Source organism: Nostoc sp. GT001, from assembly GCF_030382115.1.
In the GTDB taxonomy this organism is placed as follows: Bacteria; Cyanobacteriota; Cyanobacteriia; order Cyanobacteriales; family Nostocaceae; genus Nostoc.
Genome location: NZ_JAUDRJ010000003.1, coordinates 4,218,678 through 4,239,043 on the forward strand (window position 1 = coordinate 4,218,678; position 20,366 = coordinate 4,239,043).

Genomic DNA, 20,366 nt, shown 5'->3' on the forward strand with positions numbered 1-20,366 from the left:
TTAAAACGCAAAAGTGAGGAGTTAGGAGTTGAGAATGAGAAGTTAAGATTTTTAACTCATAACTCTTCACTCATAAACGCTAGTTGCTCCACTTGGGGAAACCCCAAGACCGCACTGGCTCCTCCTAACTCATATTAGGGTCGATATAACCACAGAGGTAAACCACTAGTAGACATTTCAAATTCGAGCCAATCAATACCAGCCCCAATTCCTGATGAAAATTGACGACTTCCTGGTATAAAGCGACTCAATAAGGGTTTACGTTCTTCTAGGGTATAGCAGAGAGTTTTTTCTGGATCGAGACCAACCAGTTCTGCTGTCCAACGACGGGCATCTTCTTCTGTGCCCAAGCGGTCTACAACACCCAAGGCTAGGGCTTGCTGTCCAGTAAAAATCCGACCATCGGCGAAACTTTTTACAGCTTCTACCGTTAAAGAACGGCCATCAGCTACCGTTTGGACAAACTGCTGATAACTTGTGTCAATCAATTCTTGCAGGATGTGTTCTTCTGGTTCGGTCAGTTGCCGATCGAAAGCCAAAATGTCTTTGTAAGGGCCAGACTTAATTACCTGGAAGGAGACACCAATTTTTTCTAGCAAGCGTTCCAAGTTATTCCCACGCAGAATCACACCAATGCTGCCCGTAATTGTACCTGGGTTGGCAACGATGTGTTCGGCTCCCATACCGATGTATACTCCTCCAGAAGCCGAAATATTGCCAAAGCTAGCGACGATTTTGATTTTCTCGCGCAAACGCTTCAGGGCACTGTAGATTTCTTGAGAATCTCCGACTGTACCGCCAGGGCTATCGATACGTAGCAATAATGCCGGAAACTTTTTTTCTTCTACAGTTTTCAGGGCTTCTAGGACGCGTTTGCGAGTAGCACTCAGCGATCGCACCAGTAATTTCAATCCGCGCAATTTGTTTTTTAAACTTGGGCTTAAACGGCCAAACCATGAGCTCGTCAACATACCTCGTAATAAATTCAATATAAGATCCCCAACGGTCAGACGACCTGCTTTCCTCTGTTAAGAAACATGAGTAGGCATTGCGATCGTCAGAATTTTAAGGAAATTTTTATATTTTTCAGTGAGTTTTATTTGATATTCTCGATTAATACTAATCAAATCCTCAAAGATTACAGTTAGCATAAAATGCCAAACTCTAGTTTAGCGTTAACCTGATGATTTAGAAAGGCTATTTTAGCTATTTTGCAAAATTAAAAGCTCTCGATGCCTTGTTATTCTGGCTTTTTAAATGTTTGAGGACTGGTTTGACTCAGGTCGCGCACGTTCACTAGTTGTCAGTAATTAATCACTAATAACTAATGAATATATAAATATTTAATCAATTACTTCGACACTCAATTTAATTAATACAAATTCATTCAGCAACACTCATCTCTATTTAGGTTAAGACTAGTAGTACTTTCACTCTGGGAAATATCACTTTTTCCTGTTTTCTACAGCCCATAATTAATCCCCAGACAAAGCTATTTTTACTACTTAAGAATTTAAACGTAAAATTTGATGCCGATAATATACAAACATATCAAACAGTGCGCCAACGAAACTAAAGGTCAAGCTAATTACAAATAATCCGCGTAGGGGAGTTCCACTGCCGAAGGTGGCGAGAAAATGCATAATCTCAGTAGCGATTGCCTCGGTTAACTCTTGTAAGCCAGGAATGTTACCGATGAGGGATATAAAAAGCAATCCGCCGCCAATGAGGAACATGGGAACGACAAAACTAAAAATGATTGTAAGTAGTAGCGAGCGGAGAAAGTTAGTAAAAATAGTCATTTAAGACAAACTCCGTGAGTAGAGGTGACAAAAGCAAGATAGCGGTTTGTCATTTTCTACAATACGAGCGATCGCCCCAGAGCAGCGAATCTGTCAAAAATCTTAAGTTTTCATTAAAATAAATGGGTAGTAGTTACAGCCTATGCTGGGGATATATAAAGAAACTTAAATCTAGAAAAGCCTTGCAGAATAAAGATTATAGCCCAGTGTACTACTTATTTATTGCTTTGCAGCACGTTTCAGAACAGCTTCATTTTCTGAGAACATCTTTAATCTAAGTTAATATTCAGTCTTATTCGGGAGTCGGGAGCAGGAGAGCAGAGAGACTGAGAATAATAATCAATGCCCACTTGCCCTGAGCGTAGCCGTACCCCTCCAGGGAAGCAAGCTACGCGTAGCGTCTCGCAGAGAAGGGATGCCCAATTTCCAATACCCATTCCCCATTCCCATGACTTCCGCTATTCTTAAGGCAGTTACCGAGTTAGCTACAGAACATTGAACCAGACTACATCCAAATCCAGTTTAGGGGAATGGAGTCAGCGGCTGCTGGCGGCGATTTTTCTGGGTGGGCAAGTACTAGTTCACCTATTGAGGGGCAAAATCCATCGGCGTAACACCTTAGAACAAATGGCAGCAGTTGGGCCAGATTCCTTATTTATTGCCCTATTGACGGCTATTTTCGTTGGTGCGGTGTTTACCATTCAAGTGGCGCGGGAATTTATCAACTTTGGCGCCGGAAACATTATCGGCGGAGTGCTTTCGATAGCGTTGACACGAGAACTCTCTCCTGTGTTGACAGCAGTGGTTTTGGCGGGACGAGTCGGTTCTGCCTTTGCAGCAGAAATCGGTACCATGCGAGTCTCAGAGCAAATCGATGCCATGTTGATGTTAAAAACAGATCCAATCGATTATCTAGTTATTCCCCGCGTTATTGCTTGCTGTTTAATGTTACCAATTTTAACCCTCCTGTCTTTGATAACGGGAATGTTTGGAGGATTCATCATTGCGACAAATATCTACAACCTGTCTGATACAGTATTTTTAGACTCAGCACGTAACTTCCTTGGTATCTGGGATATTTTAAGCGCCATGATTAAGGCGTGTTGTTTTGGTATTTTAATCGCTGTAATTGGTTGCAGTTGGGGGTTGACGACAACAGGAGGTGCTAAAGGTGTAGGACAGTCAACTACAACTGCTGTTGTGACTGCCTTGCTGATTATATTTGTGAGCAACTTCTTTCTTTCTTGGTTAATGTTTCAGGGGACTGGCAGTGCATTCATAGGGCTATAGAAGTTAGAAGTGAGGAGTTAAGAGTTAAGAGTGAGGAGTTTTAACTCATAACTCCTAACTCTTAACTTCTAACTCCTGACTCCTAAAATAGGAGAGATGCCTACTAAACAAAGCAGGATTTAAAACTGTGACCAGCTCATTTACTTCTAACTCCATATCAACTGTGGAACTCAAGCCTAGTTACAATATACCGATAGTGTTGGTGATTGCCGCGATTCCACTACTGTTGGTACAACCTTGGGTAGGCTCTGTTTTCACGCTGTTTGGTTTGTTTCTCATGTTTCAGGCGTTAACGTTGCGTTTGCAATTTACCGCTACCGACTTAGATATTTACAGAGGCGAAAAATTGATTCGGCGCTTTCCCTACCAGGAATGGCAAAACTGGCGGATATTTTGGAATAGAGTCCCCATTTTGTTTTACTTTAAAGAAATTAAAAGTATTCACTTTTTGCCGATTTTATTTGACCCCAACACCTTGAAAACTTGTTTAGAACAACGTTGTCCGCGTATTTAGTGCTGAGTGCCATCTGTGCTGAGTCGTTTTGATATAGACTCAGAACTCAGCACTCATGCTCAGGACTTTTATGGCAGGTCAATTGTAATATTTCTGAAAGCTATTTATTCGCATCATAGGAATTACACTATTGTTTATGAACCCAGAGGCATCTCAAACCCCAGAACCAATTGATGAGCGGTTGGCAGAGAAACTAGAAGAAAACAATGCAGTTGAACATCCAGTAAATCCATCAGTTGAGTCAGTGGTAGACATAGAAGCCATTAGCTCATCAGAGGACTACACAAATTTTGAACCACTCATTTCCAATGCAGAAGTGGTAGATTCTACAGTAGAGCTAACAGAAAATTTAAATGGCGAGTTTGTAACGCAGTTAGAAGCGGAAAATGTCGCGCTGGGGTCCGAAATAGAATCAGGAAATCATTCATTATATACAGAAGCAGAGCAGCGGATAGCAGAGTTGCAGAGTGCTGAAGTAGCTCTTAAGTCAGAAATAGCCAAGCTGCAAGCTTCTTACGAAAAGCTTCAGACACAGGTGAGTGAAACTCAAACCTCACTGGGGCGACTCGTGCAAGAGTCATTGGTGCAGTTAGAACAACGCAAACAAACTCTGCAAATTTCTGTAGAACAATTAGAACGCCGACAAGAACGTATCCGCAATGAGATGCGAACCACTTTTGCTGGTGCATCCCAAGACTTGGCAATTCGGGTGCAGGGTTTTAAAGACTATCTCACGGGTAGCTTACAGGATTTGGCCTCTGCCGCCGAGCAGTTGCAACTAACGCCAAGTGTAGTGGAACGAGAAAAACCAGCTGTAAAAGAGGCTAAACCAGCTGAACCCCAACCTGGAATACCCCAATTTGCCCAACAGCAGTTTCAAGATACTACAAAGCAAATTCGCCGCCTAATTGACCAATACCGCAATAAACCAGATTACTACGGGCCACCGTGGCAACTACGCCGTACCTTTGAACCAATCCACGCTGAACGAATCTCCAACTGGTTTTTTACCCAAGGAGGAAGGGGTGGTTTGCGGACAATGGGTAGCCGCTTACAAAATATTCTGATTGCCTCAGCTGCAATTTCGATATTACACAAGCTTTATGGCGATCGCGTCCGTACTTTAGTCTTAGCTAATACACCGGAGCGATTAGGCGAATGGCGGCGTGGCTTGCAAGATTGTCTAGGAATCGGTCGCCCAGATTTCGGCCCAGACCGGGGTGTGGTATTATTTGAGGCATCTGACGCTCTCGCTCAAAAAGCAGACCGATTGACGAAAGCCAATCAACTGCCCTTAATTATCATTGACGATTCAGAAGAACAAATCAGTTTGTCACTCTTGCAATTTCCCCTATGGTTAGCCTTTGCTCCTGACCCCAAAATGGTGAGAAACTATGATGACGACTTTTAAATGAGTCATTGGTCAAGAGTAATACCTCTTGACTTTTTTGAATTTTGAATTTTGAATTTTGAATTGTATTATGGCTATTTGGTTAACTCTGTGCGGAGCAATTGTGGTCATAGCTTACCTGCTGGGTTCTTTTCCCACTGGCTACATTGCTGTGAAGCAGTTAAAAGGTATTGATATTCGGGCAGTTGGTTCCGGTTCCACTGGCGCAACTAATGTACTAAGAACCTTGGGCAAAGGGCCAGGAGCATTGGTTTTAGTACTTGATTCCTTAAAGGGAGTATTAGCGATCGCTCTAGTTTATTGGTTATTTAACTTTGAACCAATCCAAAATTATATCCCTCAAACGGTAGATGTACAACTGTGGCAACCGTGGCTAGTAACCATATCTGGGTTAGCTGCCATTCTGGGACATAGTAAATCAATTTTTTTGGGTTTTACTGGTGGTAAATCTGTTGCTATCAGTTTGGGGATTTTGTTGGCAATGAGTTGGCAGGTAGGTTTAGCAACAGCGGGTGTGTTTGCCGTCGTTGTGGCGATATCGCGGATTGTCTCTTTGAGTTCAATAGCAGGTGCGATCGCAGTTCCCATTTTCATGGTAATTTTGCATCAACCCTTACCCTATATTCTGTTTGGGATTGCTGGTGGATTGTATGTGATTTTGCGCCATCGCACTAATATTGAACGACTGTTTGCGGGAACGGAGCCGAAAATTGGGCAACCTGTAGCGACAGAACCCGAACAAACTGTATGAATAGGTAATCGGGAGCCAAACTCACAACTCTTCTCTCAGAAGAGGAGAGCTTCTTCCAGTATTAATGTTTTAGGCTTAGGAACGAACATTGCCTTTAATTAAACGGTGGAAAAGGCGGCAAGGCCACAAAAAAGCTCCACAAATACTGACTGAGGCGATGGCGGCCACAACTCGCCAAGTTGAACTAGTCTCAGTGTCAGACTCTGAAGGATGAGCTTGTGTGTTTTTAGCTAATTCTGGCATTGAATGAGATAGCTGACTGGCTGCACTCACCCCTTCAATCGCTGCTCCAATTAGATAAGCTACTAGGGCAATTACTAGCCAGTTATTCATAATATTCCACTGTTTCAACTCTGAGCGTATGCTTGGCAGCGAGCAATCATTTGATTTTTACAGACTAATGATTGCTGCCTTGCCCTAAAGATAATCGACCCTCAGCCGTATCACGAATTAGGGGCAGTTTAGATTTTATATAAGTATTTAGAGTGCTATCTGCCTGGGCATCAAGCGCCTGCTTGGCTTTTAACTGCTGGAGAAGCAATTGTACTAAAGCAGCATCGTCAAACTGGAGCAGGGTGTTGACCTGGGTAGACTCGATTACAGCCCAAAGCTGTTGCATCATTTTCGCTGTCACCATGAGTCTGTAACCTCTTAAGCTTTTCTTTATATTTACACAATTTTGGAATTTGTGGTTAGTTTTTATCTGAAGATTTATAAAGATGTAGGCTAAAAATACCTAAGTCAGTCAAATCTGTTAAGTTATAGCGTTTTTCAAGTGATTGAACTACAGGACTACCTCACACGTTATCTTAAGCGTGCTACGTAAAGAAATAAAACTGCCCAAAGACTTAAATCTCTCGTAACCTTTTTTATATGCAGAGAATTATAGCAGGGCTTTTGATCGGCCACAATGCAGACATACGTAGGAGTCAACGCTTTTTGTCGAGGGGAAACTTCTATGGCTATCGGGTAATTTTGCTATAACTTTATTGTAAAACTCTTGAACAAGCTCCTTCCTGTCCAGAAGGATCGGGAAAAATTGCTAAGGTGTGATATTCAGGATTATCTGTTTTATATATCACTCGAAAAGTATACAACTTGTTTTTCCCTTGCGCTTCGGTAACAACTGTTAAAAGTGTATTGGTAGTGGGAGGAAGTCCAGGAATGTCCAGTTTTTGAATTCGTCTGAGTTGAATTACATTTGCTGCGGAGTTTTTACAATCTCCTGAACTACTATTAGGTTCTTTGCCAAACTGCATACATACTGGCCCATCAAAATCCATAGTTACTTGTGATGGGTCATTTAACCAAACTTTTTTAATTATTTCTCCAGCCGGAATAAAACTTAAGTTTGTTCCTTGTTGATACCAGACATCAACCGTAGGTACTAGTCCCCCTAAACCTTGTGCTTGACAGGAAAAAATGGAACGCAGAACGGCGTTATTAGCTACGGCGCGACCTACCAACCAGAACATAGCAACCGAGAAAATTAAGGAAGCTATAGGTAGGAAATAAGAACGTTTTGGATTATTTCCTGACAATTTAATATTCTTTTTCATGGTTGCAAATATCTAAAATTAGTATAAATATTACCCCTTAAAACTGAGTTGCTTGATTCACATATATTTCAATATTTGTGCCTGCTGGCAAAAACCAAACACCACCTTGTTGAGACATTTGGGCGATCGCCTGTTGATTGCGTTGGGCAATTTGGGGTACTACAGAGTTCATACCACCTTCTAAAACCCCGGCTGCAAGGTCGCGTTTATTCTCAGTCTCACTAACAAGTCCAGTGGAGGTGTTGGTGGTGGTATCGTTAGGGTCTTCGGTGCTAGTGTTGGGAGATTTTGATTCTATGGAATATGGCACGAGTTTTGTATCAGGGCGATTTACTAACTCTGCTGCTTTAGCAATACCTCCCAAAACAAATAGTCCTGCATCCATCGAGGCTATAGACGAACTTTGACCGGGATATTTATTTGCGATTAAAGGTTTACCTTGGGTACCGCGAAGAATAACTGCATTGTTGGGTAAGCTTCGTTCTGTGGGGTTGCCATTATTTTGCGAGATCACCTTGACTACGTTCATCTGCAAAAGACCTTGTTCAGAAAGCGAACCAATTTCAGCGAGGAATTCGGTGTTTGCGGGTAGAGCGACTGTACCATCAGTAGATTTTAGTGGTTCTTTCAATCGGATTACAAATACGTTTTTCGCTTCGTCTGCATCACCACCACCGCCTGACTTATTACTAGTTTCTCCAAAGATTGCTGTCGCCAACACAGCTTTGGCACTACTCCCAACTGCTACAGATTTCTGTCCCTGCGGTTGGGCTTGACTGACCGCAGAATTTTCTGGTTGTGGGGTTTGTGACGTTTGTTCGGGATTAGAGTCGGGATTGGGGTTTGGCGTCTCTTGCTGCGGCTGCGCATTGGTTGGAGGTTCCAAAGTAGCTATATTACTAGTAGGTTGATTGCTAGCATTAACTTGACCATAGCTACCTAACTTTGCTAACCTTGCCCACTCTTCAAATGGGCTTGGTGGAGTTGGTGGAGTTAGATTAACTACTGGTTGAGTAGGGTTCACAACTGGTGGCTGGGGTGATAGCGAAGGTTGAGAAGCAGGTACTCTAATGACGCGCTCAACTGTCACTGTCCGAGGTACGTAAGCTGTTGGTGGGGGTGTTGGGATCACTTTCTGGCTAACTGAGGGTTGTCGTAAGGCTACTGTCGGCGTTGATTTGGCAATTCTCAGCTGTTGTTGGGCAGCTTTCACCATCTGTGCTTGTTCAGTCAGAGCTAATTTCGTTTTGAGAGTATCTATTTGGCCTTCCATCTGTTGAGATATGGATTCATCAGTGGGCTGCTCTTGCACTGGTGGAGAAACAATATTTTTTGGTTTTTGATTGCTGCTACTCATCAACTGAGATAAAAACACACCACCCACCAAAACTATCGCTAAGGTAGCAGCCCCTACCAAGCCTAACTTGGCAAAGGGATTAGATGAGAGTGCTTGCTTAGTCTGAACTTCTTGTGGTTGAGAAAGAGGCTCTGGCGGCGTTGCAGAGTCTTTTGAGCCTTCGGTGTCACTAGAAGAAGATTCTTCTTCAAAACCGACCAACCTTGACATCCGCGATTCCCAATCTACAGATTCTACTTCTGGTTGGCGATCGTCGGTAGTTAGAGTAAATCCATTTTGGGGAGGCGTTTGGGCAGGAGTTGAGTATCGGGTCATGGTAGAGCCTAGTTTGGATTTCCAGAACAATTATTATCTTTAATTTCACATATATTATAAATTTCTAATCTGGCTTCTCCAAGGCGGTAAGCTGCAAACTGCGACGGTAGTGCTGCATTTGCTAGTGAAGTTACAGGCTGATCTATTGCTCTTACTAAAATTTGTTTATTAAAAGAAACTGATTTACCTAATTTATCATAACTGTTAAAAATTAATTGATTGGCAAGTATCTCTACTTTCCATTTTCCATTACTTATTGCTTTCGGTTGAGAAACTTTTTGGATTACTAAGACATTTTCCGCTCCTCTATTAACATTTTCAAATTGGCTATCTGGATTTAAGTTAGTAATTTCTGATTTAAGTTTTTCTTTAAAATCATCAGCTACCAGTTGGGAGGTAATTTCCCAGACTTGTGTTGGTGGCTGTTGTTCTGACCAGGTAAGCATTAAACTCATAGTTTCACCCACAAAACGCCGAATAGTCTCTGGTTGCCGCTCTAAATTGGGTTGGGGGTCTACTGTTATAGAATGGCCATCAACAAGTTGCACTAAACTTTGAGGTGTAAGTTGTCGGCCTAACTGTTGTAACATAGACCCGTGAAATATTAGTAACAGCAAGGTAAATAGATGTAAACCAAACGTTCCTACTGCCAACAACGGTAAGGGGCTATTTTTCTTATTTTCTGGTTTGAGTAATTGCATTAATAATTTATCTTATAAATTGAACTATCTTTACGTAAAAAATCGATTATCTGATAAACCTATCAGATGTTTGTCCAGTTCCGCATGGTTTTGATTTATCTGCGTTCAAGTTGTAGTCATCTAGCAAACATAAGTTACGAATTTCATAAATTTCTAGTCTATCAGTGCGAACACTATAAATTGCTTTTTGCAAGTCGGTGCTATTGCTTACTTGGGGATTAGCAAAATAATCTGCTGCACGTACAAGGAAATCTTTATTAAAAGGAGTTATAAGTCTTGCACCACCAACTCGATTTTTTTGAACTAAGTCGGCTACCATACCCACTTGCCACTTACCTGGTGCAATTTGTTTTGGCGGATAAACTCTCTTAATTACTAGTTGTGAAGTCATCGCTTGGTTGGGATTTTCAGAGAAAACTTCTGGCGGTGTCATTTCTGCAACTGTGCTTAAGAAACCTTTACGAAAGTCTTCTGATAAGGCAAAACTAGCTACCCAACTGCTGGTACTAATTTTTTGGCTACCACCTTGAGGTGTATTAATAAGTATTCCTAAATCTGGTTTGGGGCTTGCAACTTCTTCAATATTTTGTGGTGGTAAGGTTCCAGACCAGCTAAACATTGATATCATCGTTTTGCTGATAAATTGGCGAATTATTTCTGGTTCTCTTGCTAAATCATCAATATTAGCTACTGGTTTGCCATTGATTAATTGTACAAAGTTGGGAGGTTTTCTCAAACTAAGTTGGCGAATATTTAGCCCTTGTAATAAGAATAAAAATAAAACTAATATATGTAAACTGAAGGTAGCGATCGCAAAAAATGTCAAAACACTTCCCGTTCTTTGTCTTTTTTCTAGTAAACGCACCATTTCCTCACCTCTTCCCGCAAAAACTTCAGCTATTATATATGATGTTTTGCATATACTTACTAGTTACAAGTGTTGTAAGTAGTTTATTAATTTTGAATTTTGAATTTTGAATTTTCTATATCCTCTCCTTTACTAAAGAAGCCGTACTGCTGATAGCGCTGAAGACTGCGAAACCACCAGCAGCAGCCACAACTAAAGATAAAATTGGTGCTAAAATTCCCAGAAAAATTATGAACCACATTAAATCTGGATCGACATTAGCATTTTGACCTGAGCCATTGACAATCACTGCGGCAGTCAGCACAGCGATAATATTGAATGAAATTTTGGCGATTCCAATAGATAAAAAGCCGGTCAGCCATGCAAAAATTGGTTTACCAGCTACAGGTAGTAAAGATCCACCTACAGCAATTGGGCCTAAAGCTGCTATTAATAACATCGTAGCTTCTATCAAATTCTGGAAGGCATACTGTAAGGAAACTAAAAAGTTTTTGATGCTCGTTTGGACTGTAGAACCTAACAGAGAATTAAAAGAGGTTTCTGATACAATGCCAGTACCATATCTGATATTATCTACCTTAGTTTGTAGTCTATTTATCCAGCTTTTATTTCCATAAGTATTTCTATATTTCTGCCAGAGAACGTTAACTTTATCAGCAGCTTTAACAAAACATTGAGTTTGTTGTTCGCCAGTTAGTGATTGGCAAGGACGTAGTAAAGAACCAGCTACTTCCTCAGCAACACTCATATTCAGCGCTTGCTGGTACACTTTGTCTGCATCTGCTGATACCACTACTTGCTGATTTACAGTGTTTAAAAAATTCCGCACTCCCAGTGTCAGATTAGAAAGTATACTTCCATTGCCTGAATTACTTAAGAGTACTACCACAATAAAAGGCCAAATTAAAGCTGATATGGGACGGCTGTATTCGTAGGATATTAAGTCTTTGAGGAATTGTATCATAAAAAATAACAAGGTTCCTACAGCAAAAAAAATACCCAGATTAGTCAGCGCTCCATACAAATTATTACTAGTGTTATTTTGTAATAAATCCAGCCATTGTTTATCCCAACCTTCGGCAAGGCTTTGGGAAGTTGCAGCACCAGTATCGAGAATCTGATCGATGCCTACTTGGGCAAAAATTAGTTTAATAGCAAGTTGCATTTTGAGTTTATCGGCTGTTTTCTTAGATTTAGTAGGGTACGTTAGAAGGTAACGCACTCTACCAGACTTTTTTTAGATTTTTTGTTGGCTGTCATCAGTTAAAGGATTTTAAAAGCTCTTTGGAAAGTTAAAGTTTTTTTAGTTTCAAATCCTTATTATTAACGTTTCTGCCAAACAAATCTAGTTGAGAAGTTGCTCGTAAAAGTCGCGCTGCTTCTGTTGATGTTTCTACTCTTCGAGCGCGATTAGCTTCTTCCGCTTGCTGAGAAATATTTGCTAAATTTAAGTTGGAATATTGCAAAGCCTGATTTGTTTGTAATGTTTGACCAAATGTCTCAGCTACAATTTTTATTTGTTCCTGTTGAATTTTCATCATTTGCACTTGACTAACACCTAGCAATTCTGCTAATCCAGAAATAGCATTTACTGTTGGTTCAGAGGCTTTAAGTGCATCTTTAGTTACGTTAGCAATACCGGACTTAATTTTCTCAAGAAATATATTATTGCTACCCTCTGTTTCCTGGGCAAATCCCTCAATATCTTCCAGACTTTTCTCTGTATTTTCTAACTTTATTTTTGTCCTAGTTTGTCCATTTTTACCGAGAACACCTACTGCGACTCCACGGGTAATTATACGATTAAGTTCATTACTAACTAAATTTCCCCGCACTGCTGAATTATTCTCAAAGCGACTTGATTTAGCATCTGAATTATAAGAGTAGTTAATTACATCATCACGAATTTTTTGTCCCGCGATGACGGGGTTAGGTATCTTTAAATCTCCCTTGGCATTCTCAATAGCAATTCGACTCTGACCTTCTTCTAAAGGGTTTAAGGTATCCTTCAAATTATTATGCTGAAAGTAATCTTGCATATCTTTGGAATATGACTGAAAGTCAGTCCAAACCTGACCTAATCCGCCTGTCTGAACTTGTGCGATCGCTGGTAGTATTGCGAGAGATGATAGTAAGGTAAAAGTAAAAATGGTAGTTTTTCGCATACATCTGTGCCTGAAAAAGGTAGACTACATTATATAGTGAGGTAAAAATTTAGCTTTTTAACCGTGCTAATTTTAGATTTTGGATAATAGAATTAGTTTTTCGGTTCAACTCCCGTTGCAATGCACTGTAAATCTAAAATCCTTAAGCTACAACCTAATAGTGGGTGCAGTAAATCTAAAAGACGCTCGTAACTCGCTAATGCTAAACTATCAGAAATCTAAAATCCAAAATGGTTTGACTCACTGTTAACTGCCTCAATAACTCAATTAACTACTACGCAGAGTGGCCACTAATTGACGTGCGAACGCAGAAATTGCTTCATATTTATCACTGTGAAGTTGCATCATTTGGCTACGTGCAGTTTGTTCATAAGGATTATTAGCAACTGCTGCCAATTGTTCGTAACCTGGATAGTAACGGCAGAACGTATAAATACCGTTATCATCTAATAACCATTGGCTATAAACGCCTTCTTTGCGGGGAAAAAAGCTTTCTGAGGCATTACGAGAAATAACTTGGCGGGGATATTTCAAGATGTCTGCAAAACTATCCACTGCAACTGGCTGAATGCGTCCAATCAACCGTGTTGTCAGGTTTTGCAATATTTTCGATGCAGCTTTAGATTTAGCAATGGTGTCAGGATCTTGTCCTGATAAGATGACTCTGATACCGGCTTTAGCACCGTTCGCACAAATTCTACCAACTAAATCAGAAATTTGCTCGAACTCAAATAAAATTGGTGCTTCGTCAATAAAGAATATGGAAGCTGGACTACCTAATGCACGTCGGAGTGCGGCTGAATAAGCACTCAAGGATAGTACGGCTGCATCTTCACTATCCGATAGGTTTCTGAGAGCAAAAACTAACAGTTGTGCATTGGTTGGAAAGCTGGATGGTGCAGAAATAGCTTGTCCCACGCGGCTAGAAAGCCAAAATCGTAAGCGTAACTGAATTTGACTGAGGGCGTCTTCGACTCTGCCAGTTAAAGAACTTAACTGCAAGTGTTCTGGTGAGCAAAAGAAGAGAAAATCTTTTAAGGTAGGGGTTTTCTGCCAAGCAAGAGTGCCAAATCCTCCCTCCATTGCCTGTCGATATCGCTCTTTGATGCCCTCATCTCTAAAGAAGGCTTCTAAAGCGAGGTTGAGCAGCGATCGCACGGTTTGCGATAAAATTTGACTTTCAGTGGACGATCCTAAAACCATTGTCATTAACGCTGATTCCAGGAAGGCGGTATAATCGTTAAAGCGATCGCGCTGTTGTTCTGCTTCTAGCGATCGTAAATCTGGCTGCTCAAATAAGTTATTCGATTGTTTGGAAATATCAAAATAGGCTCCATTCCTCTCCATAAACTCTGTGTAGTCAGTGAAAGTAGATGTCCCATCAGGTTTAGGGAAATCTAACGCCACAACCGGAATCCCATGCGCTAAAGCCTGAGTTAAAATTCCTGACACCAATACCGATTTACCAGCACGAGTTGTCGCAAACAAAGCTAAATTTTTGTGCTGATTAAATAAATCTAAATGTATGGGTGTTCCGCCTTCTTCAGCAATCAACTCAAAGCCTTGTTTGTCACCTTTTTTGGTTAAAACTAGAGGCATTAATCCCGGAACTTCGCTTGTTAAATATAGTTGGCGACGGTTGAAGGGTGTTGCTAATAAACCCTCCCAAACTATTGGTAGAGTTTGCAGCCAAATTTTCCAGGCATATTCAGTTTCCCTAATTACTCTGGCTGGACGTTGAAAACAGTTTTCAATATATCTTGTGGCCTCATCTAATTTTTCTAAAGTTGGACGATGTACTAAAATAGCGAGACTCGTATAAATCGGGACTGCACCTTCAAATAACTGCTCTTGCGCTGCTACCGACTTCTTCAACTTTAATTGAGCGTTGACATCAATAGTTTTACTTTTTTCTTGAGCCATGATTGTTGTCATGTTTGACTGCTTCAGCACTCGTTGCAAAGTAGTTTTTACCAATGCTGGATTGGCAGCAGTCAACTCGCAAAAAATTTCTGTATCTACTACTGTTTCTCTGGCCAACAGTTCCCATAAATAGCGCAGTTGAGACGATTTATTAACCCAACCACCGGGTTTTTCCAGAAATGACAGTGCGCCAATATAACGATTATTAACATTAACCCAGCGGCGATCGGCACAAGGTACACTAGATTCCATCAGCAAAGTTGTGCCGTGGATATTGTCTAGAAGTAATTTAGTACTAGCTAAATCGGAATTAACTTGTTCGTGTAACCCTTCTTCATCTAAAGTCATTAACTGGGGAATATCTATTGGCTGCGTATCATTAAACCTTTTCCAGATTTCCCCCAANAGTTCATCAGCAGTCAAAGGTTTGACATCCAATCCCATTTTGTTAGATAAGATTTGTTCCCAACGGAGAAAACCCTGGTTGTAAGCATTTGTAATCAGGGTTTCAATACGTTGATTTTCTACTTCTAAAAGATCGCCTTTAAATTTCAACCACCAGGATTCAGCTTTGACTAAAAGCTTTTCTATCCAATCATCTGCGTGTTGTGAGTTAGATTCAATGGTGTAAGTTACATAAATCCGCAAAAATTTAGGTTTACGAATTCCAGATATAGTAAGTTCTTTAATTCTGGCTCTCTCCGCCATCAACAAATATTTGATGTCTCGCGATGGCGCATTTTTGATTAATGTTGCTAACTCTTTTTGGCGCTCTTTATCTGAACTAAAAGAACCCAAGTGCAGCGTCATCCTTTCACCGCTAGGAATGTCTTTTAATCCAGCTTCAATGTTATTAAAAAGTGTATCAATTTGTTCAGGTCTTAAGGTGGTATGAATTCCCTTACAATCAAAACCAAAAACAAAGCAGAACCGATCTTTTTGAGTACCTTTTGTCAACAGGTAAGCGCCAATATCACGTCCATTCATTGCAACACGCAGCATTGTCGCCAAGTGCAAGGCGTCTTCAAATGGCGTTAATCTACTTTCATTTCCGGCGATGCCGACGCTTTGTTTTCCGATTTTTTGCTTCATGGTTAACTTCCAGTAAGCTTTGATAACGAGCAAAGCCTCTTGTCCAAGCGGGAACGCCAATAAATTTACTTAAAAAACTCCAACTCCTACCACCAGTTAAAATCCACCAAGTTCCTATTCCCCAACCAGTCATTAGTACTGTCCACAACCATTTTTGAAACTCTTCTTCAAAAAGACCTCCAAAAATCCCATTGATAATAAAGTAGGAGGCTAAGGCTATTACCGTCCAAGGAAGAATTTGATCGGCAGGAATTGGCCCTAATGAAGGTTGACTTCCCAGAACCTGATTGACTGGACGAAATTCTTGTTCCCGCTCTTGAGACATTTGAAATATTTGAATTATCTACTGCTATCGCCGATTACAAAGCGTGTGAGTACATCAGCAATGGTAACAGCAACAACCACTAATAGGGGAGTTCTGGCGATGCTTTGCCAATCTTCATCTTTACGCACTGCATTAATCACACCAACTAGGGAGATTGCAATATAAAGTAAGTAAATTGCCCGTAACACATTAAATATCAGGCTTACTGGAGTTTCGCCAGCACCACCGTTGTTTGCTGTTAAGGTTTTTTTGAAAAACTTTTCAGCTTCCCCAAAAAACTGTGCTTGTGCGGGGGCTGCAAACCAGTCTAACCAATATAAACTCAGAACGATCGCTGCTGCTAAAATTTGTAATAATATTAGCGATCGCCTTGGTAAATTCACTTGCTGACCAATTTGCTGGGTGATGACTGCAATTAAACTACCTACAAGTAAACAAAAGACCAGAATAGGACTTTTGAGGCTGATAACGCTAACCAATACAGCACAAGCAATCAAAAAAGGTACAGATTCAAGCAAAATAGTCAGACAGGATTTAAATGCCCGTCTTAACTTGTGAGATTCTTTCGCCGCACTAACAGTTAAAGCTTTGAAAAAGTTTCTCTCGTGAGAACTTTGTCTAAACATTTGCTAATTTTCCTATGGTGTACTATAATTTGTCCTTGTTTGTATCAAATTTTACAACTACTACAATTAAACATATTTTAACATCATTCATTATTAATCAAATTATCAACCTGTAGTAAAGTTCTATATTTTACATTAGTATTCTGAAGTTAAGTTAACATGATATTAAGATTTATCTAAAACTAAATTTCTCTGATTTGAGAAGCTGGATTGCAAATATCGAGATTAAGTTTACATCGATTGTAGAAAAATGGTAGACGTTCAAATGTACGTTTTACCATTTTCTACACGCCGATTAAATTTGGAACTAGATTACAAACTTAAACACAGTTCCTAGATTAGAACTACCGCCAAAAGAGGCAGTACCGTAAAAGGCACCATTTGAGAGCTGAATTAGCGTCGACTCTGGCGTTGCCCCATTAGTACCATTAAAACTAATTAAGCCAGTGATGGTTGCCCCAGTCAGCTGATAGATAACTCCTTTGTTATTTGCCCCACCAGCAGAAGCTGTGCCATAGAAGTTACCATTGCTTGCTTTTATGAGTGCAGCCGTTGGGTTGGCCCCATTGGTACCATTAAAACTGGCAACTAAAACGGGTGTACCGCCACCGAGCGGAAACCTGAATACAGCTCCTTTATTGTTGGCTCCACCCAGTTTAGAAGTGCCGTAGAGGAATCCACCAGATTCAATTAATGCAGACTGCGAATTTGCCCCATTAGCACCACTAAAGCTATATGGAGTCAGTACTCCTGCGGGAGTTAACTTGTACACAACTCCGTTACCACTTGCTCCCCCGGTAGAGGTAGTGCCGTAGTAGTTTCCATCACTAGCCAGTTGCAATCTTGCTAATGGATTTGCTCCATTAGTACCGCTAAAGGTTGCGACAGTGGTGAGTGCCCCGGTAGTAGGCGAAACCTTGAATATAGTTCCTTTATTATTGGCACCACCTGTAGAGCTTGTCCCCCACAAATTACCATCAGTACCTGTAATCAGTCGGGCCTGCTGGGTTAGCCCCATTAGCGCCTGTGAAATTTGCAAGAGTTGTCGGGTTGTAAAAGCTGTTTTCGCCAACTTAAACACACTGCCGAGGTCACTTGCACCACCTGTAAAGGTTGCGCCATATAAATTGCCATCGGCTGCTTGAAATAATCTAGCGACTGGATTAGTCCCTTTGTTGGTTCCAGAGGTTCCAGTGAAGTTTATCAGTGTAGTCAGAGTCGTGTAAGCAGTAGGAGTTAACTTGAATGCGGTTCCTTTGCCAGAAGTGCCACCAGCAGAAGTAGTTCCATAAAGATTGTTGTCAGTACCGTTACCTTTAAGTACACCAGCTTCTGGCCTAGCTCCGTTAGTGCCGTTGAAATTTACAACAGTAGTCAATGTTGCCGCAAAGGCTTGTTGGAAGGGTAGTACTAATGAAGAAGCCAAAACAGTCAAAGAAGTAAAAATCAATACCCTATTTTTGGTCTGGTGTTGTTTGTACAGATTAATCTTGTTCATTGAATGCCTCAAAAAAGTTTGGTGGAGACGGAATAGTAGCTAGTTCTAACGGGTTTTGCGTAGGCGTAGCCCGCCTTCGGCATCGCTGTTACTCATGGCTAATACCAATCTGAAAAGTGATTGCTATGCATCTCGGCTTGAAAACCACAGATGTATAAGGGTTTTCCGGCTTTTCTGCGTTTAAGCAAGCTACGCCAAGCCTCTCCTTTGACTCCAAGGGAGAAGCAAGTGGCGTTTGAAGGACGCAATCCAAGATTCCAACATCTCATACGTGTTGGTTTTTACTCCTTAACCTACGAGATATTGCTACGCTTTAACCTATGTGTTGAGCGCAGTTTTATCTAAGACTGGTATAAGTTGTTAACTTAAACAACAGTGAGAAAATGCCAGAAATATTGGTTGGTATAGCCCTATTTGAAAAGGACTCAGAAAGCCTATTTTTACTACCTACACTACAAAAACCGTAGTAGCACTGAGTCAATAACGTGAATGGCACATTAATGATTTCGTTAAGTAGCATAAACCACTATTTATTTTTTTTGATGTCGTGAAAAACACAAAAAACGCTGAAAAATCCACAAGTTTGAGATAAATAGCCGCAAACTATAGATTCAGATTAAGTTTTAATAGTGTGCAGTTTGTCAAGTAATTAATAAAGTCTATTAAATACTGATTAAAACCTCTAAACAGTCTTAATAACCAAAACTAAATATTAAGTGAAAGTGTCAGATTTTTCTCTGGAAAAAATAAATTTGCCCTGAAAATCGTTTTTCAAACATCTCTAAATTCCCAAAATATATTTAAGCTTCTCCATAATTACGTTAATGTAGCGGTTCCCACTCAGTTTATAAGTAGATGAGTATAAATAAATATTTAGATAGTTTGCGATCGCGATCGCTTTTAGGCATTCACCGATGCTTTCAGGTGAAGCGATCGCAGGATTTGGCGTCAACTATGTTATGATTTGATTATGTTGAGAAATATTTTCGGTTATGTAACTGACTATATAGACCCCTCTCCGAATCTAAATCTCTACACCCTTTGATTCTGAAGGTGTTTGATGTCATAAGTATTTCAAAAATTAAAATTTTAGTTAGTCGAAATGTATTGTAATGTCTCGCGTGACACTGATACATCTAACCGTCAAAAAAATGTGCTAAGAAGAACGGACAAGTCTAGTGTGTCACACACGCAGACAGCATACCGATACTACTGGAACTTATGCCCACGGATATAATTACTCGTCCTGAATCCCTCACTGAAGATTGCTTTTTTACTTACGCCCTTGGGACTGATTTGCATGATACTAATTTAACAGCCAAATATTTACGCCGAATCAGAAAAGAAGATAAGCCATATATCGACATAGCTGTTTCTCCCAGACCTGGCTATCGATTTGAGGTTTGTCTTATCCCAGTTGAAGGGTTCGCTCAAGAAAGAATATTGACAAAAGATGGGTTCGCCAAAGCTTTAGCGATTATTTGTGCTGTATCTAATAAAGCTAGGAAACGATTTCCTTCAGGAAATGGACAAGAAATAGTCCGATGTCAATTTAGTAACTTAGCTGATGCAGTCGCTGTAGCGAATAGACTGTCTGCATTACCCTCTGATATGTATGAAACTCTCGTTAAGGTACCAAATGCTTTGTAATATATATTGCATCCGCTGAAATATTTATTATTAAAACTGACATCTGGACATTTTAATGGTAAGTAGCTAAATGGACTTGAGACAAAACTTCAATGGGTCATATTTTGTCTGTTGAGAAAAGACTTGTCATACAAGACTTTTAAGCTTAATGTACAATTTTGACGTTTTTGTACGCTAACCTATAAATTCAAAGTGAGTTTTTTTTATGCCTATAAGTCCTTTACGTGAAGAACCTCGTAACCAGCGAGCGCCTGTAATTCGTACAAGTAATGAATTTATTCTCTTGGAATGGCTGAAGTCAACTGGTCGTCTAATCGAACGCGAACATCAAGAATCTGAGTATCTAACTGAAGTAGAAGAAATTTCCGAAATGATAGACCTTGACGATATCCCTTACGATCATGACGATGATGATGGTGACATGGATTTAGAAGCCTAGTACCGCAAGGCGGAATTCAAAATGACGCTCTCTACGAGACGCTGCGCGAACGCAGACTCGCTAACGCTGCGCTAACAAAA

The 20,366-nt window shown here is 40.5% G+C and carries 20 protein-coding genes and 1 pseudogene; 6 read left to right on the forward strand and 15 right to left on the reverse strand.

All coding sequences use genetic code 11. The features are described 5' to 3' along the window. Window positions 1-134 precede the first annotated feature (134 nt). Window positions 135-957: pseudogene (sppA, locus tag QUD05_RS20790) on the reverse strand (signal peptide peptidase SppA). 548 nt (window positions 958-1,505) lie between these two features. After that, entirely contained in the window at window positions 1,506-1,802 is a 297-nt protein-coding gene (locus QUD05_RS20795) for a hypothetical protein (RefSeq protein WP_289797722.1), read from the reverse strand. Window positions 1,803-2,297: 495 nt separating this feature from the next. Between QUD05_RS20795 and QUD05_RS20800 the strand changes: the two genes are divergently transcribed. The 4 genes from QUD05_RS20800 to plsY all read left to right on the forward strand — a co-directional run bounded on the left by QUD05_RS20800 (window position 2,298) and on the right by plsY (window position 5,768). Beyond that, the gene (locus QUD05_RS20800; protein WP_094350672.1) at window positions 2,298-3,092 is read left to right on the forward strand and encodes an MlaE family lipid ABC transporter permease subunit; all 795 of its coding nucleotides are present in this window, start codon (window positions 2,298-2,300) and stop codon (window positions 3,090-3,092) included. 127 nt (window positions 3,093-3,219) lie between these two features. Next, window positions 3,220-3,606: a DUF3119 family protein gene (locus tag QUD05_RS20805; RefSeq protein WP_289797723.1), complete on the forward strand. Its 387-nt coding sequence runs from the start codon at window positions 3,220-3,222 to the stop codon at window positions 3,604-3,606. A 136-nt stretch (window positions 3,607-3,742) separates the two neighbouring features. Then, on the forward strand, window positions 3,743-5,017 hold the full coding sequence (locus QUD05_RS20810; RefSeq protein ID WP_289797724.1) for a DUF3086 domain-containing protein: 1,275 nt from the start codon (window positions 3,743-3,745) through the stop codon (window positions 5,015-5,017). Between the two features lie 70 nt (window positions 5,018-5,087). Then, on the forward strand, window positions 5,088-5,768 hold the full coding sequence (plsY, locus tag QUD05_RS20815; protein WP_289797725.1) for a glycerol-3-phosphate 1-O-acyltransferase PlsY: 681 nt from the start codon (window positions 5,088-5,090) through the stop codon (window positions 5,766-5,768). A 75-nt stretch (window positions 5,769-5,843) separates the two neighbouring features. Here plsY and QUD05_RS20820 read toward each other — a convergent pair whose 3' ends face one another. The 13 genes from QUD05_RS20820 to QUD05_RS20880 form a co-directional block, all read right to left on the reverse strand. Then, window positions 5,844-6,101: a hypothetical protein gene (locus QUD05_RS20820; RefSeq protein WP_289797726.1), complete on the reverse strand. Its 258-nt coding sequence runs from the start codon at window positions 6,099-6,101 to the stop codon at window positions 5,844-5,846. 64 nt (window positions 6,102-6,165) lie between these two features. Continuing rightward, on the reverse strand, window positions 6,166-6,405 hold the full coding sequence (locus QUD05_RS20825) for a hypothetical protein (RefSeq protein ID WP_289797727.1): 240 nt from the start codon (window positions 6,403-6,405) through the stop codon (window positions 6,166-6,168). A 349-nt stretch (window positions 6,406-6,754) separates the two neighbouring features. Further along, window positions 6,755-7,327: a hypothetical protein gene (locus tag QUD05_RS20830; RefSeq protein WP_289797728.1), complete on the reverse strand. Its 573-nt coding sequence runs from the start codon at window positions 7,325-7,327 to the stop codon at window positions 6,755-6,757. A 37-nt stretch (window positions 7,328-7,364) separates the two neighbouring features. Continuing rightward, complete coding sequence (locus QUD05_RS20835) at window positions 7,365-8,999, reverse strand: TrbI/VirB10 family protein (protein WP_289797729.1); 1,635 nt, start codon at window positions 8,997-8,999, stop codon at window positions 7,365-7,367. Between the two features lie 8 nt (window positions 9,000-9,007). Continuing rightward, window positions 9,008-9,700 (reverse strand): hypothetical protein, encoded by a 693-nt coding sequence (locus QUD05_RS20840; protein WP_289797730.1) that lies wholly within the window; start codon window positions 9,698-9,700, stop codon window positions 9,008-9,010. A gap of 46 nt (window positions 9,701-9,746) precedes the next feature. Continuing rightward, window positions 9,747-10,568: a hypothetical protein gene (locus QUD05_RS20845; protein ID WP_289797731.1), complete on the reverse strand. Its 822-nt coding sequence runs from the start codon at window positions 10,566-10,568 to the stop codon at window positions 9,747-9,749. Between the two features lie 115 nt (window positions 10,569-10,683). Then, a complete protein-coding gene (locus QUD05_RS20850; RefSeq protein WP_289797732.1) occupies window positions 10,684-11,733 on the reverse strand; it encodes a hypothetical protein in 1,050 nt (349 codons plus the stop codon). 127 nt (window positions 11,734-11,860) lie between these two features. Continuing rightward, entirely contained in the window at window positions 11,861-12,733 is an 873-nt protein-coding gene (locus QUD05_RS20855; RefSeq protein WP_289797733.1) for a hypothetical protein, read from the reverse strand. 267 nt (window positions 12,734-13,000) lie between these two features. Continuing rightward, window positions 13,001-15,748 carry a putative type IV secretion/conjugal transfer ATPase gene (locus QUD05_RS20860; protein ID WP_289797734.1) on the reverse strand — a complete coding sequence of 916 codons (2,748 nt, stop codon included), beginning with the start codon at window positions 15,746-15,748 and terminating at the stop codon, window positions 13,001-13,003. Beyond that, window positions 15,702-16,073: a hypothetical protein gene (locus tag QUD05_RS20865; protein WP_099101832.1), complete on the reverse strand. Its 372-nt coding sequence runs from the start codon at window positions 16,071-16,073 to the stop codon at window positions 15,702-15,704. Before QUD05_RS20865 ends, QUD05_RS20860 begins: the two co-directional genes overlap by 47 nt. A gap of 14 nt (window positions 16,074-16,087) precedes the next feature. After that, window positions 16,088-16,699 (reverse strand): hypothetical protein, encoded by a 612-nt coding sequence (locus QUD05_RS20870; RefSeq protein WP_289797735.1) that lies wholly within the window; start codon window positions 16,697-16,699, stop codon window positions 16,088-16,090. 307 nt (window positions 16,700-17,006) lie between these two features. After that, the gene (locus QUD05_RS20875; protein WP_289797736.1) at window positions 17,007-18,197 is read right to left on the reverse strand and encodes a choice-of-anchor tandem repeat GloVer-containing protein; all 1,191 of its coding nucleotides are present in this window, start codon (window positions 18,195-18,197) and stop codon (window positions 17,007-17,009) included. 781 nt (window positions 18,198-18,978) lie between these two features. Beyond that, window positions 18,979-19,149, reverse strand: a complete 171-nt coding sequence (locus QUD05_RS20880) for a hypothetical protein (RefSeq protein WP_289797737.1) — start codon at window positions 19,147-19,149, stop codon at window positions 18,979-18,981. Between the two features lie 269 nt (window positions 19,150-19,418). Between QUD05_RS20880 and QUD05_RS20885 the strand changes: the two genes are divergently transcribed. Both QUD05_RS20885 and QUD05_RS20890 read left to right on the forward strand, forming a co-directional pair. Next, window positions 19,419-19,847 carry a hypothetical protein gene (locus QUD05_RS20885; protein ID WP_289797738.1) on the forward strand — a complete coding sequence of 143 codons (429 nt, stop codon included), beginning with the start codon at window positions 19,419-19,421 and terminating at the stop codon, window positions 19,845-19,847. A gap of 205 nt (window positions 19,848-20,052) precedes the next feature. Then, entirely contained in the window at window positions 20,053-20,286 is a 234-nt protein-coding gene (locus QUD05_RS20890) for a DUF3134 domain-containing protein (protein ID WP_289797739.1), read from the forward strand. Window positions 20,287-20,366: the final 80 nt, after the last annotated feature.